The sequence below is a fragment of the Pseudomonas sp. GM25 genome, from assembly GCF_000282255.1.
GTDB classification, from domain to species: domain Bacteria; phylum Pseudomonadota; class Gammaproteobacteria; order Pseudomonadales; family Pseudomonadaceae; genus Aquipseudomonas; species Aquipseudomonas aphyarum.
The window spans coordinates 1-12715 of the sequence record NZ_AKJQ01000056.1 but is presented as its reverse complement, the minus strand read 5'-3'; the positions used below and the strand labels follow the sequence as shown (position 1 = coordinate 12715).

General features: G+C 62.0%; 11 protein-coding genes. 2 read left to right on the top strand and 9 right to left on the bottom strand.

Translation table 11 applies throughout. From position 1 onward, the window contains the following. Window positions 1-10 precede the first annotated feature (10 nt). The 9 genes from PMI24_RS22045 to pcaR form a co-directional block, all read right to left on the bottom strand. On the bottom strand, window positions 11-1375 hold the full coding sequence (locus tag PMI24_RS22045; protein WP_007957834.1) for a 3-carboxy-cis,cis-muconate cycloisomerase: 1365 nt from the start codon (window positions 1373-1375) through the stop codon (window positions 11-13). A 47-nt stretch (window positions 1376-1422) separates the two neighbouring features. Beyond that, entirely contained in the window at window positions 1423-2718 is a 1296-nt protein-coding gene (locus PMI24_RS22040; protein ID WP_007957833.1) for an MFS family transporter, read from the bottom strand. Between the two features lie 220 nt (window positions 2719-2938). Continuing rightward, the gene (pcaG, locus tag PMI24_RS22035) at window positions 2939-3505 is read right to left on the bottom strand and encodes a protocatechuate 3,4-dioxygenase subunit alpha (protein ID WP_007957832.1); all 567 of its coding nucleotides are present in this window, start codon (window positions 3503-3505) and stop codon (window positions 2939-2941) included. 1 nt (window position 3506) lies between these two features. Next, window positions 3507-4211 carry a protocatechuate 3,4-dioxygenase subunit beta gene (pcaH, locus tag PMI24_RS22030; protein ID WP_007957831.1) on the bottom strand — a complete coding sequence of 235 codons (705 nt, stop codon included), beginning with the start codon at window positions 4209-4211 and terminating at the stop codon, window positions 3507-3509. A 36-nt stretch (window positions 4212-4247) separates the two neighbouring features. Next, complete coding sequence (gene pcaF / locus PMI24_RS22025; protein ID WP_177323256.1) at window positions 4248-5453, bottom strand: 3-oxoadipyl-CoA thiolase; 1206 nt, start codon at window positions 5451-5453, stop codon at window positions 4248-4250. Continuing rightward, a complete protein-coding gene (locus PMI24_RS22020; protein ID WP_007957829.1) occupies window positions 5450-6229 on the bottom strand; it encodes a CoA-transferase subunit beta in 780 nt (259 codons plus the stop codon). Before PMI24_RS22020 ends, pcaF begins: the two co-directional genes overlap by 4 nt. Continuing rightward, on the bottom strand, window positions 6229-7086 hold the full coding sequence (locus PMI24_RS22015; RefSeq protein ID WP_003222404.1) for a CoA transferase subunit A: 858 nt from the start codon (window positions 7084-7086) through the stop codon (window positions 6229-6231). Before PMI24_RS22015 ends, PMI24_RS22020 begins: the two co-directional genes overlap by 1 nt. Before the next feature lie 194 nt (window positions 7087-7280). Then, on the bottom strand, window positions 7281-8627 hold the full coding sequence (locus PMI24_RS22010) for an MFS transporter (protein WP_007957828.1): 1347 nt from the start codon (window positions 8625-8627) through the stop codon (window positions 7281-7283). A gap of 295 nt (window positions 8628-8922) precedes the next feature. Then, complete coding sequence (pcaR, locus tag PMI24_RS22005) at window positions 8923-9765, bottom strand: pca regulon transcriptional regulator PcaR (RefSeq protein ID WP_007917109.1); 843 nt, start codon at window positions 9763-9765, stop codon at window positions 8923-8925. Between the two features lie 642 nt (window positions 9766-10407). On the opposite strand from pcaR, the gene PMI24_RS22000 reads away from it, so the two are divergent. Both PMI24_RS22000 and PMI24_RS21995 read left to right on the top strand, forming a co-directional pair. After that, window positions 10408-10608 (top strand): hypothetical protein, encoded by a 201-nt coding sequence (locus PMI24_RS22000; protein WP_007957826.1) that lies wholly within the window; start codon window positions 10408-10410, stop codon window positions 10606-10608. A 375-nt stretch (window positions 10609-10983) separates the two neighbouring features. Continuing rightward, a complete protein-coding gene (locus PMI24_RS21995; RefSeq protein WP_007957824.1) occupies window positions 10984-12459 on the top strand; it encodes an inorganic phosphate transporter in 1476 nt (491 codons plus the stop codon). The last annotated feature ends 256 nt before the right edge of the window (window positions 12460-12715 follow it).

Here is a 12715-nt window from a genome sequence, read left to right as displayed (position 1 = left end):
CCCTCTCCTTTCAGTCAGACAATGCGTTGTGTTCGGCCACCGCTCGCTCGACCCAGACCTGCGCCTGACCGAGGTAATGGGCGGGATCGAGCAGATGATCCAGTTCGGTTGCGCTCAGTTCGGCGGTCACTTGCGGCTCGTCACCGAGTACCGCCCGCAAGTGGCGCTGTTCGGCCACCGCTCGTTTGCAGCATTGTTCGAGCAAATGATGCGCAGTGTCGCGGCCGACCCGTTGCGCGAGCACGATGCTCACTGCTTCGGCCAGCACCAGACCTTGGGTCAGTTCCAGGTTGCGGGCCATGCGCCCGGCATCAACCTCCAGACCGTCGGCCAGCAACCGCGCCTGTTGCAGCGCACCCGACACCAGGCAGCAGATGTCCGGCAGGGTTTCCCATTCGGCGTGCCACAAACCGAGGCTGCGTTCGTGTTCCTGGGGCATGGCGCTGAACAGTGTCGAGACCAGCCCCGGCACGCGGGTGGCGGCGCCGATCAACACCGCGGCGCCCACCGGATTGCGCTTGTGCGGCATGGTCGAGGAACCCCCCTTGCCCGGCGCCGACGGTTCGAACACTTCCGCCGCTTCGGTCTGCATCAACAGGCTGATGTCGCGGCCGAATTTGCCGAGGCTGCCGGCGATCAGGCCGAGCACCGCGCCGAACTCGACGATGCGATCACGCTGGGTATGCCACGGTTGTTCCGGCAGGGTCAGTTGCAGTTCTTCTGCCAGCGCCCGGGCAATCGGCAATGCCTGTTCGCCGAGCGCCGCGAGGGTGCCGGACGCGCCGCCGAATTGCAGCACCAGCAGTCGCGGCTTGAGCTCGCGCAGACGCTGACGACTGCGAGTGATCGCGCCGAGCCAACCGGCGATTTTCATCCCTAGGGTGACCGGGGTCGCGTGTTGCAGCCAGGTACGCCCGGCCAGTGGCGTCGCGGCGTGGCGCTGCGCCTGAATGGCGAACGAGTCGGCCAGTTGCGCCAGTTCCCCTTCAATCAACGCCAGCGCCTGACGCAATTGCAGCACCAGCCCGGAATCCATCACGTCCTGGCTGGTGGCGCCCAGATGCACGTAGCGCTCGGCTTCGGCATCGGTCGCAGCGATCTGTTTGCCCAATGCCTTGACCAGTGGAATCGCCGAGTTGCCGGCCGTGGCAATCGCCTCGCCCAGCGCTGCGAAATCGAACAGCCCGGCGCGGCAGGCGTTTTCGATAGACACGACAGCATTTGCCGGAATCAACCCGACCCGCGCTTCGGCCCGGGCCAGCGCCGCTTCGAAGTCGAGCATCGCCTGCACCCGGCCCTGATCGCAGAACACGTCGCGCATATCGCGGGCAGTAAAGTAGGCATCGAACAATTGATTGCCCGGTCGCTGAGTCATAAACAGTCCTTGCCGGCGCGGGCCGGTGTGGCCCGCGCGCATCGGTTTTAAAGGTCGTGGTGCAAATACTTCGCTTCTTTGGGCAGGCGCAGGCTGAACAGGAACGCCACGGCCATCATGATCGTGACATACCAGTAGAACGCGTTTTCCATCCCGCCGGCCTTCAGGCTCAGGGCGACGTATTCTGCCGAACCACCGAAGATCGCGTTGGCCACCGCATACGCCAGACCAACGCCGAGGGCGCGGACTTCCGGCGGGAACATCTCGGCTTTCACCAGACCGCTGATCGAGGTGTAGAAACTGACGATCGCCAGCGCCACGGTAATCAGCACAAAGGCCAGGAACGGGCTGCCGACACTTTTCAGGCTGAGCAGGATCGGCACCGTGAACAACGTACCGAGGCCGCCGAACCAGAGCATCGAGCTACGCCGGCCGATCTTGTCGGCGAGCATGCCGAACAGCGGCTGCATGCACATGTACAGGAACAGCGCGCCGGTCATGATGTAGCTGGCGGTCTTGGCGTGCATGCCGGCGGTGTTCACCAGGTACTTCTGCATATACGTGGTGAAGGTGTAGAAAATCAGCGAGCCGCCGGCGGTGTAGCCGAGCACGGTGATGAACGCGGCCTTGTGGTCGCGAAACAGTGCGCGGATGCTGCCGGCGTCCTTGTTCTCGCGCATTTCCTTGCTGGTGGTTTCTTTCAGCGAACGGCGCAGGAACAGCGAAATCAGCGCGGCGGCCGCACCGACCACGAACGGAATCCGCCAGCCGTAGGCACGCAATTCTTCTTCGGTGAGGAACTGTTGCAGGATCACCACCAACAATACCGCCAGCAGTTGCCCGCCGATCAGCGTCACGTACTGGAACGAGGCGAAGAACCCGCGCTGGCCCTTGAGCGCGACTTCGCTCATGTAGGTCGCGGTGGTGCCGTACTCGCCACCCACCGACAGGCCTTGCAGCAGACGCGCGAACAACAGCAGCAGCGGCGCCCAGACGCCGATGTCCTTGTAGGTCGGCAGACAGGCGATCAGCAACGAGCCGAAGCACATCATCAGGATCGAGATCAGCATCGAGTTCTTGCGCCCGTGCTTGTCCGCCACCCGGCCGAAAATCCAGCCGCCGATCGGTCGCATCAGGAACCCGGCGGCGAAGACGCCTGCCGTGTTGACCAGCTGCACCGTGGGGTTGTCGGAGGGGAAAAACGCCGGGGCGAAATAAATCGCGCAGAAGGCGTAGACGTAGAAGTCGAACCATTCGACGAGGTTGCCGGACGACGCGCCGACAATGGCGAAGATGCGCTTGCTGCGCTCTTCACCGGTGTAATGGGAGGTGAGGGTTGTCATTGTTTTTCACTCGATAGGGACAGTGAGAGTCTAGACACACTTTGCAACAGTCCCGTTCCACATTGGATCAGCAACACGGACCTCAGATCGTTCCCACGCTCTGCGTGGGAATGCCGCCATGGACGCTCTGCGTCCACTGTGACGCGGAGCGTCACGGTATGCATTCCCACGCGGAGCGTGGGAACGATCACTACTCTGCGCGGGAACGATCGGTGTTCTTTCAATAATCGAAGAACACGGTTTCCGCATCAGTGCCCTGCAGAATCACATTCCACTGATAAACCCCCGCCGCATCCGGCTTCGCCAGCAACGTGGTGCGGCGCTCGGCCGGTACGCATTCGAGCAGCGGGTCATTGACGTTCGCCGGATCGCCTTCGAAGTAGATCCGCGTCAGCAAGTGCTTCACCAGACCGCGCGCGAACACCAGCACCACCAGATGCGGCGCCTGGGTCGAGCCCTTCAGGCCTTCGACCGTGCCCGGCTTGATGGTGGTGAAACGGAAGCGCCCTTCGGCGTCCACCGGCACCCGGCCAAAGCCTTCGAAATTCGGGTCGAGCGGTTTGGCCTGCTCGTCTTCCGGGTGATCGTATTTGCCGGCGGCGTTGGCCTGCCAGACTTCGAGCATGGCGTCGTTGACGACATCGCCGTTGCCATCCACCACTTGCCCGCTGATCGCCACGCGCTGGCCGAGGGTCAGTTCGTTGGCGAGGTTTTCACGGTTCAGCCAGGTCAGGCCGATGTGGTAATACGGCCCGACGGTGTGGGACGTGGTCGCAGTCAGGGTCATCTCATTTCTCCATCGGCGTGGCTTCGCGGCCGCGCAGCACGATGTCCCAGCGATAAGCGAGGGCGTAGGACGGAATGGTTTTTTCCAGATCGAAAGCGGCGATCAGGCGTTCCTTGGCCGAGGTGTCCGGCACGCAGTTGTAGATCGGGTCGTACGGCAGCAGCGGGTCGCCCGGGAAATACATTTGCGTAACCAGGCGCGTCAGGATGCTCGGCCCGAACAGCGAGAAGTGCACGTGGGCCGGGCGCCAGGCGTTGTGATGGTTGCCCCACGGATAGGCGCCGGGCTTGATGGTCTGGAACTGATACCAGCCGTCGGCGTCGGTCACGGTGCGGCCGGTGCCGGTGAAATTCGGGTCCAGCGGTGCGTCGTGCAGGTCGCGGGCGTGGTTGTAGCGACCGGCGGCGTTGGCCTGCCAGATCTCCACCAGAATCCCCGGCACCGGCAGACCGTCTTCGTCGAGCACACGCCCGTGAATGATGATCCGCTCGCCGAGCGGTTCACCCTGATGCTGGGCGGTCAGATCGTTATCAGTGTCGGCCACACGCTCGGCGCCGATGGTCGGGCCGGTGATTTCCGACAGCGAGTGCGGCAGAAACACCAACGGCTTGGACGGCGAGCGCAGATTGGTGGATTGATAATTCGGGTGCAGGTACGGCGGCTGGGTGCCTTCCTGCGGGCGGCGGTAACCAGGCTTGTCAGTCATTTCGCTTTCCTCTGTTCTTGTTCGTCACGGCTTGCGTCAGACGCGTTCGATGGCCAGGGCCAGACCCTGGCCGACACCGACGCACATGGTCGCCAGACCTTTCTTGCCACCGGTCTTTTCCAGCTGATGCAGGGCGGTCAGCACCAGACGTGCGCCGCTCATGCCCAACGGGTGACCGAGGGCAATCGCGCCGCCGTTCGGGTTGACCTGGGCCGCGTCGTCCGCCAGCCCCAGCTCGCGCAATACCGCCAGACCCTGGCTGGCAAACGCTTCGTTGAGTTCGATCACATCGAAATCGCTGACTGCCACACCGAGGCGTTCAGTGAGTTTGCGCACCGCCGGCACCGGGCCGATGCCCATCACCCGTGGCGCGACCCCGGCGCTGGCCATGCCCAGCACTTTGGCGCGGGCGGTCAGACCGTGTTTTTTCACCGCTTCCGCCGAGGCCAGAATCAGCGCGGCGGCACCGTCGTTGACGCCCGAAGCGTTGCCGGCGGTGACGGTCTTGTCCGGGCCGTTGACCGGTTTCAATTTGGTCAGGGCTTCAAGCGTGGTGTCGGCGCGAGGGTGTTCGTCCTGGCTGACCACGGTTTCGCCCTTCTTGTGGGCGATCCGCACTTCGACGATTTCTTCGGCTAAGTAGCCGGCAGCCTGGGCAGCGGCAGTACGTTGCTGACTGCGCAGGGCGAAAGCGTCCTGATCCTCGCGGGAAATTTCGTAATCGTCGGCGACGTTGTCGGCGGTCTGCGGCATCGCATCGACGCCGTACTGGGCCTTCATCAACGGGTTGATGAAACGCCAGCCGATGGTGGTGTCTTCCAGCTTCATGTTGCGCGAAAACGCCGCATCAGCCTTGCCCATCACGAACGGCGCGCGGGACATCGACTCGACACCACCGGCAATCGCCAGCTCCATTTCGCCGCTGGCGATGGCGCGGAACGCTGTACCGATGGCATCCATTCCCGACGCGCAGAGGCGATTGAGGGTGACGCCCGGAACGCTCTCCGGCAGACCGGCCAGCAACAGCGCCATGCGCGCCACGTTGCGGTTGTCTTCGCCGGCCTGGTTGGCGCAGCCGAGGAATACTTCGTCGATGGCGCTCCAGTCCACCGACGGGTTGCGTTCCATCAGGGCCTTGATCGGCACGGCGGCCAGGTCGTCGGCGCGAACTGCCGCCAAACCACCACCAAAACGACCGATGGGCGTACGGATCGCATCGCAGATATAAACGTCGCGCATCATGCTTCTCCCGGTGCCTGGCCGTGGGCCGCTGCGGTGCGGGCTTCAAGATCGCGCAGGGCGGTCAGCTCGACCTCGGTCGGTTCGGCGGTGGTGGCCACGCTGTCGGCAAAACGGATCGCCCAACCGGTGGCGGCGACCACTTGCTCGCGGGTCACGCCCGGGTGCAGTGCGGTGACCACGAATTCGTGGGTGCCCTCTTCCGGCTCCATGATGCACAGGTCAGTGATGATCCCGACCGGGCCGGCGCCCGGCAGGCCCAGACGTTTGCGCGAATCGCCGCCCTCGCCATGGCCGACCGAGGTGATGAAATCGAGTTTGTCGACAAACGAACGCGCCGACTGTTTAAGGATGATCAGCACGCTTTTGGCGGAACCGGCGATCTCCGGCGCGCCGCCGGCACCCGGCAGGCGCACTTTCGGCTGGTGATAGTCGCCAACCACGGTGGTGTTGATGTTGCCGAAACGGTCGACCTGGGCTGCGCCGAGGAAACCGACGTCGATGCGTCCGCCCTGCAGCCAGTAGCGAAAAATCTCACCGGTCGGCACGACGGTGTCAGCGGTTTCCGCCAGTTCGCCGTCACCGATCGACAGTGGCAACACGCTGGGTTTGGCGCCGATAGGGCCGGATTCGTAGATCAGCACCACGTCCGGCGACGAGGTCAGGCGCGCCAGGTTGGCGGCTTTCGACGGCAGGCCGATGCCGACGAAGCACACCGAGCCGTTCTTCAGGCGACGGGCCGCCGCAACGGTCATCATTTCATTGGTGGTGTAAGTCATTACTTGGCCTCCGAAGCAGCGGCCAACTTGGCCTGGAACTCGCTGAAGTCAGCGCAGCCATGGATGTATTCGTTGATCCACGCGGTAAACGTCTCACGGTCGCGGGCGATCGGATCCCACGCCTGATAGAAACGGTTGTCACGCTCGGTGTAACCGTGGGCGTAGGACGGATGCGCGCCACCGGGTACATGGCAGACCGCGCTCAAGGCCCAGGTCGGCAGCACGCAGGCGTTCATCGGGGCGTTGAGGTTGTCGACGATTTCTTCGACGGTGACGATGCAACGCTTGGCGGCCAGTGCGGCTTCTTTCTGCACACCGAGGATGCCCCACAGCAGCACGTTGCCCTGACGGTCGGCCTTCTGGGCGTGGATCACGGTCACGTCCGGACGCACCGACGGCACCGCCGCCAGCACTTCACCGGTGAACGGGCAAGTCACGGATTTGATCAGCGGGTTGACCTTCGGCAGGTCGGAACCGGCGTAAGCCCGCAGCACCGCGAATGGCAGGCCGGAGGCGCCGGCGACGTAGGCATTGGCCAGGTCGGCATGGCTGTGTTCTTCGATTTCCAGCGCATGCGGCCATTGTTTCTCGACCGCGTCGCGCAGACGATGCAGCGAACCCACGCCAGGGTTGCCGCCCCAGGAGAAGATCAGCTTGCGTGCACAGCCGGCACCGATCAGTTGGTCGTAGATCAGGTCAGGCGTCATCCGCACCAAGGTCAGATCTTTCTTGCCCTGACGAATGATTTCATGACCCGCCGCCGTAGGGATCAGGTGAGTGAAGCCTTCGAGCGCGACGGTGTCGCCGTCGTTGACGAATTGCTTCACCGCGTCGTGCAGCGAAAGGATCTCAGCCATGGAGCGGGCTCCTGTTTTTGTAATGAATCGCCAGTGATAAAAAGGCGCGAGGTTCTGCGCCGGAGTCACTGAAGATTAAGCCGCTGATTTTCGCCAAACAATCCGATAATCGACTGAGTGTTCGTTTATCGAACAGATTGTTATCTGCCTAATGATCACTCCCGCACCGCGTGCGGGAGTGAAGGACGTCGATATCAGGTCGCGTCCGCGTGACTGACCAGGCCCTTGATCACCACCGCTGCGGTGGCCAGGCCCGCCGGAATCACCAGCGCCGTCAGCACCTGTTCGAAATTCCAGCCCAACCCCAACAGGGTCGCGCCCATCCACGCCCCGAGAATCGCGCCGAACCGGCCGATCCCGAGCATCCACGACACACCGGTCGCCCGGCCTTGGGTCGGATAAAACCGCGCCGCCAGCGACGGCATCGCCGATTGCGCACCGTTGACGCACATGCCCGCCACCAACACCAGCGTCGCCAGCAGCGTGATGTTGCCCAGGCTCTGCCCCACCGCGTAGGCAAACACCCCGGCCAGCAGGTAGAAAATGCCGATGACCTTGTGCGGATTGAACCGGTCCATCGCCCAGCCTACGCCGACCGCGCTCAACACCCCGCCGAACTGGAACAGCGCGCCGATAAACGCCGCCTGCTCCATGCTCGCGCCACTGTCGCGCATCAGGGTCGGCAGCCAGCTGGTCAGCAGGTAAACAATCACCAGCCCCATGAAGTAGGTCAGCCACAGCAGCAACGTGCCGACGCTGTAAGTGCCGGAGAAAATCACCGCGAACACATTGCGCGCTTTTACGGTTTTCTGTTCGGGCACGCTGAAACTCGCGGCCTGAGCGACGGTGGCCGGGTCAATGGGCGCGAGGGTCTTGCGCACTTTGTCGGTGCCGCGATTGCGCACCACCAGATAACGCGCCGACTCCGGCAGCCAGAGCAGCAACACCACGGTGAGGATCAGCGGCAGGATCCCGCCGATCAGCAACAGGCTGTGCCAGCCGAACGCCGGAATCAGCTTGGCCGAGATGAATCCACCGCCGGCCATGCCGAGGTTGAAACCGCAGAACATGCTGGTCACCAGCAACGACTTCTTGCGCTCCGGGGTGTATTCCGACAGCAGCGTGGTGGCGTTCGGCATCCCGGCGCCCAGCCCCAGACCGGTGAGGAAACGCAGCACCAGCAATTGATCGACATTGGTGGCGTAGGCCGAAGCCAGGCTGAAAGCACCGAACAGAAAAACCGCGCCGACCAGTACGACTTTTCGCCCGAAGCGGTCAGCCAGCGGCCCGGAGCCCAGCGCGCCGAAGACCATGCCGATCAGCGCGGCACTCATCACCGGGCCGAGGCTGGCGCGGTCGATGCCCCAGTCCTGGGACAGGGCCGGCGCGATAAAACCCATGGCCGCGGTGTCGAGGCCATCGAGGAACACAATCAGGAAACACAGGATCACGACGCGCCATTGATAGCGCGAGATCGGTTGGGCGTTGATAAAGGACTGCACGTCGAGGCAGTGACCTACAGCGGACTGAGGCTGGTTCATTATTTTTATTCCACGCAAGAAAACGCAGTCGAACGGCGGCCGGCCAGAGAGCGGCACGGTCACAACTATATAAGGAAGGAATCAGGCGTTGCGCTAATACCGGCAACAGGAACGGGAGCGGCGACAGTCGGGGAACGTGCGCATGGGAAGTTGCCTCTTGTCATTATTATGGGAGTCGACAATCCGGCGGGCTCATTCACATTCGCGCCGGATGACGCTGCCGCGACATTAATGATCCGGGGGTTTTAGCGTCAATTCGATAAACGCAACTCTGTGCGTTTATCGAACAGCTTCATCAGGCAAACAATTGCGCACTGAGGTCGCGACTGGCGCTCAACAGGCCCGGCAGAAAGCGCTGCTCCAGCTCGGTGCGGCTGACGCGACCGGCGTGGGTGCTGACGTTGAGCGCGGCCACCACCTGGCCGGAAGCGTCGTAGACCGGCACGGCAATTGAACGCAGACCTTGCTCCAGTTCCTGATCGACGATGCACCAGCCCTGCTGCCGCACTTCCTGCAGACATTCGAGCAAGGCGTCGGGGGTGTGAATCGTGCGACTGGTCTTGGCGACCAGTTCGGCGTGGTCGAGGTATTCGCGCAGCGAGGTGTCGTCCAGCGCTGCCAGCAGGATTCGCCCCATGGACGTGCAATACGCCGGCAAACGCCCGCCCACCGACAGGTCCACCGAAATCAGACGCTGAGTGGTGGCCGAACGGGCGATGTACAAAATGTCGTCGCCCTCCAGCGTGGCCATGTTGCAGGCCTCGTGGAGTTGCTCGCTCATGCGGTCGAGATACGGCTGGGCCGAGACCGCCAGCGGCGTCGAAGACAGATAGGCGTGACCGAGGGTCAGCACTTTGGGCAGAAGCGAATAAGTGCGCCCGTCGGTGGTTGCGTAGCCGAGCTTGATCAGCGTGTGCAGGCAACGGCGCACGGCGGCGCGGGGAATTTCCGTGCGGTGGCTGATCTGGGCGATGGTCAGGTGGCGCTTGCGCTCCTGAAACGCCTGCACCACCGCCAGGCCACGGGCCAGGGAGGTCATGAAATCCGGATCACCGGTCAGGGCCTGGATACGCTTGGCCGGTGAAGCGACGATCGGCGGCGCTACCGAGGTGAAGGAATTGCGCATTTGATCGTTCATGTCAGGTCCTTTTTTTCTTGTTCGGATCAACGGCTATACAAGCGGCTCGCCGGCGGATACACAAGCGACAGACCGCCAACACCGGGCGATTATCGAACCGTCGACCGATAATCGCAATCGCCCTGGCCTCCTCGGCCGGGCTGTTCAGGCCGGATTTGAACTTGGAACGCCGGTGCGGTTTAAGCGCCTTAGTTGTTCGACTAAATGGCGCCAGAAACCAAACACTGCGCAACAACGATGCAACTATTGATAAAAGTTGCACGTCACAAAACAATCACACATCCGGAACCGTTTTTAACTTGGCAAAGATAGTCAATCCCGATTCGGCCGCTATAATGCACCTCAGTGACACCGCGCTTTTATTTGCCGACGGTGCCACCCGCTGGCGCGATGTCCATCGCCGCCGGCCCCGGCCAGCGCCTGATGCTCATTACTCATGCACCGCCAGCGCGCTCGCTGAAACAGGAAACTGATGCTGCGTCAGTTTTAATCTGGTGCCGTAGCCGCCTGCAACATGGAAGTCCTGACCGTCTTCCCGACAACACCGCTGCCTGTCCGGGCAAGCGCTTGTTGGTGAACCGGTTAAATGATTCGTTGCAGTGCGTTCACCAGACATTTATCTCAACTCATACAGGTAGCACTGTGACGAAAGACGAACTGCGCGCGGAACTTGAGCGCCAGGAACAACGTTACAAGGAAGTTTACGGCGGGGAAGTCACCACCTACGCCGCCCAGCCCGAACCAGAACGCAAAGCCTGGCGTAAACGCCCTACCGTTCAGGATCAGGTCTTCCAGCAAGAACTGAAAAAAATGGAAGAGGAACTCAAAGCCGAAGAGCCGTGATGCCTTCCTTTGAGACTTTCGAGGGTAAGCGTACTCACCGGGCTACAAGCACGGTGGACTGACGATGCCTTGCGCGCCCGCTACCCGCGGGCAGCGGCCAACTCCCCTGTATTGCACAGGTCTGGAGCATGTCAGACGCGTTTCTCAGATATTTCATACAAGTTTCAGCCCCCTCCCGACAACCGGCCAATCCGCCGGCTCATCGCATTTTTCTCAATTAAATCAACACCTTGCAAAACCCTGTAAAAAGCTAGGGTAATGCACCTTGATACAAATTAATTTGGCGAAGAAGCTTACCGATGAGCAGGTAGGGGATCGATTTCCAGTCTTTTCTGGCATAATCGCGCCCCCTTATGACCGGGTCAGAAAACCTTCATGATCGATTTATTCAGCGGACTGGATGCCTGGGTGCTTGTGAGCCTCCTGCTCGCCCTGACATTTGTCCTCGCCTTCGAGTTCATCAATGGATTTCATGACACCGCTAACGCGGTAGCCACTGTTATCTACACCAAAGCGATGCCGCCTCACCTGGCGGTGTTCTTCTCGGGCGTGTTCAACTTCCTCGGCGTACTGCTGGGCGGCGTTGGCGTGGCGTATGCCATCGTGCACCTGCTGCCGGTAGAACTGTTGATCAACGTAAACACCGGCCATGGTCTGGCAATGGTGTTCTCGCTGCTCGCCGCCGCGATCGCCTGGAACCTGGGCACCTGGTACTTCGGTATCCCGGCCTCCAGCTCGCACACGCTGATCGGTTCGATCCTCGGTGTCGGCCTGGCCAACGCCCTGATCAACGAAATTCCACTGGCTGACGGCGTCAACTGGCAGAAAGCGATCGATATCGGCGCCTCGCTGGTGTTCTCGCCGATGGCCGGCTTCCTGATCGCCGCGCTGGTGCTGATCGGCCTGAAGTGGTGGCGCCCGCTGTCGAAGATGCACAAGACGCCGGAACAGCGCCGCAAGATCGACGACAAGAAACACCCACCGTTCTGGAACCGCCTGGTCCTGGTGATCTCGGCCATGGCCGTCAGCTTCGTGCACGGTTCCAACGACGGCCAGAAAGGTATCGGCCTGATCATGCTGGTACTGATCGGTATCGTGCCTGCGCAGTTCGTACTCGACCTGAACAGCACCACCTACCAGATCGAACGTACCCGCGATGCGACCCTGCACCTGAGCCAGTTCTACAAGCGCAACGCCGACACCCTGGGCGAGTTCCTGGCCCTGGGCAAAAGCGTGGAAGGCGACCTGCCGGAGAAATTCCGTTGCAACCCGCAACAGACCGAACCGACCATCGCCGCCCTGCTCGACACCCTCAAAGGTGTAGCCGACTACCACTCGCTGTCCTCGGAAAGCCGCATCGAAGTGCGCCGCTACCTGCTCTGCCTGGACGACACCGCGAAGAAAGTCAGCAAACTGCCAGGCCTGGCGCCTCGCGAGAAAGCTGACCTGGACAAACTGCGCAAAGACCTGACCACCACCACCGAATACGCCCCGTTCTGGGTGATTCTGGCGGTCGCCCTGGCCCTGGGCCTGGGCACAATGGTCGGCTGGAAACGTGTGGTACTGACCATCGGCGAGAAGATCGGCAAGCAAGGCATGACCTACTCGCAAGGCATGTCGGCCCAGATCACCACCGCCAGCCTGATCGGCATGGCCAACATCTTCAGCCTGCCGGTGTCCACCACCCACGTCCTCTCCTCGGGCGTGGCCGGCACCATGGTCGCCAACAAAAGCGGCCTGCAAGGCGGCACGGTGAAAACCATCCTCCTGGCCTGGGTCCTGACCCTGCCAGCCACCGTGGCCCTGTCGGCCGGCCTGTTCTGGCTGGCGTCGAAGGCGCTGGGTAGCTGATAGACTGATGTAGTGAAGAAGGCGTGATTCGAAAGGATCACGCCTTTTTTGTTGCTTCCAGAAATGGAACGCGGAGCGTCCCGGGCTGCATTCCCACGCAGAGCGTGGGAACGATCAAGCAAAAGCAGTCCGCATTCGCTTTTCGCCTCTCACCACTCAAAACGATGAGCGTTAGCTCGAGTACCGCTTTTGACGTGCCGGCCCCATCGGAAGGCTGAGTGGAGGGATTTATCCGGGGGGTGGGAGCGCAGCGACC

Coding starts and splice junctions, on each gene's coding strand:
- pcaR (WP_007917109.1), bottom strand. CDS start 9,765: ATGAACGATCAAATGCGCAATTCCTTCACCTCGGTAGCGCCGCCGATC.
- PMI24_RS22045 (WP_007957834.1), bottom strand. CDS start 1,375: ATGACTCAGCGACCGGGCAATCAATTGTTCGATGCCTACTTTACTGCC.
- PMI24_RS22010 (WP_007957828.1), bottom strand. CDS start 8,627: ATGAACCAGCCTCAGTCCGCTGTAGGTCACTGCCTCGACGTGCAGTCC.
- PMI24_RS22020 (WP_007957829.1), bottom strand. CDS start 6,229: ATGACTTACACCACCAATGAAATGATGACCGTTGCGGCGGCCCGTCGC.
- PMI24_RS21995 (WP_007957824.1), top strand. CDS start 10,984: ATGATCGATTTATTCAGCGGACTGGATGCCTGGGTGCTTGTGAGCCTC.
- PMI24_RS22015 (WP_003222404.1), bottom strand. CDS start 7,086: ATGGCTGAGATCCTTTCGCTGCACGACGCGGTGAAGCAATTCGTCAAC.
- pcaF (WP_177323256.1), bottom strand. CDS start 5,453: ATGATGCGCGACGTTTATATCTGCGATGCGATCCGTACGCCCATCGGT.
- pcaG (WP_007957832.1), bottom strand. CDS start 3,505: ATGACCCTGACTGCGACCACGTCCCACACCGTCGGGCCGTATTACCAC.
- PMI24_RS22040 (WP_007957833.1), bottom strand. CDS start 2,718: ATGACAACCCTCACCTCCCATTACACCGGTGAAGAGCGCAGCAAGCGC.
- pcaH (WP_007957831.1), bottom strand. CDS start 4,211: ATGACTGACAAGCCTGGTTACCGCCGCCCGCAGGAAGGCACCCAGCCG.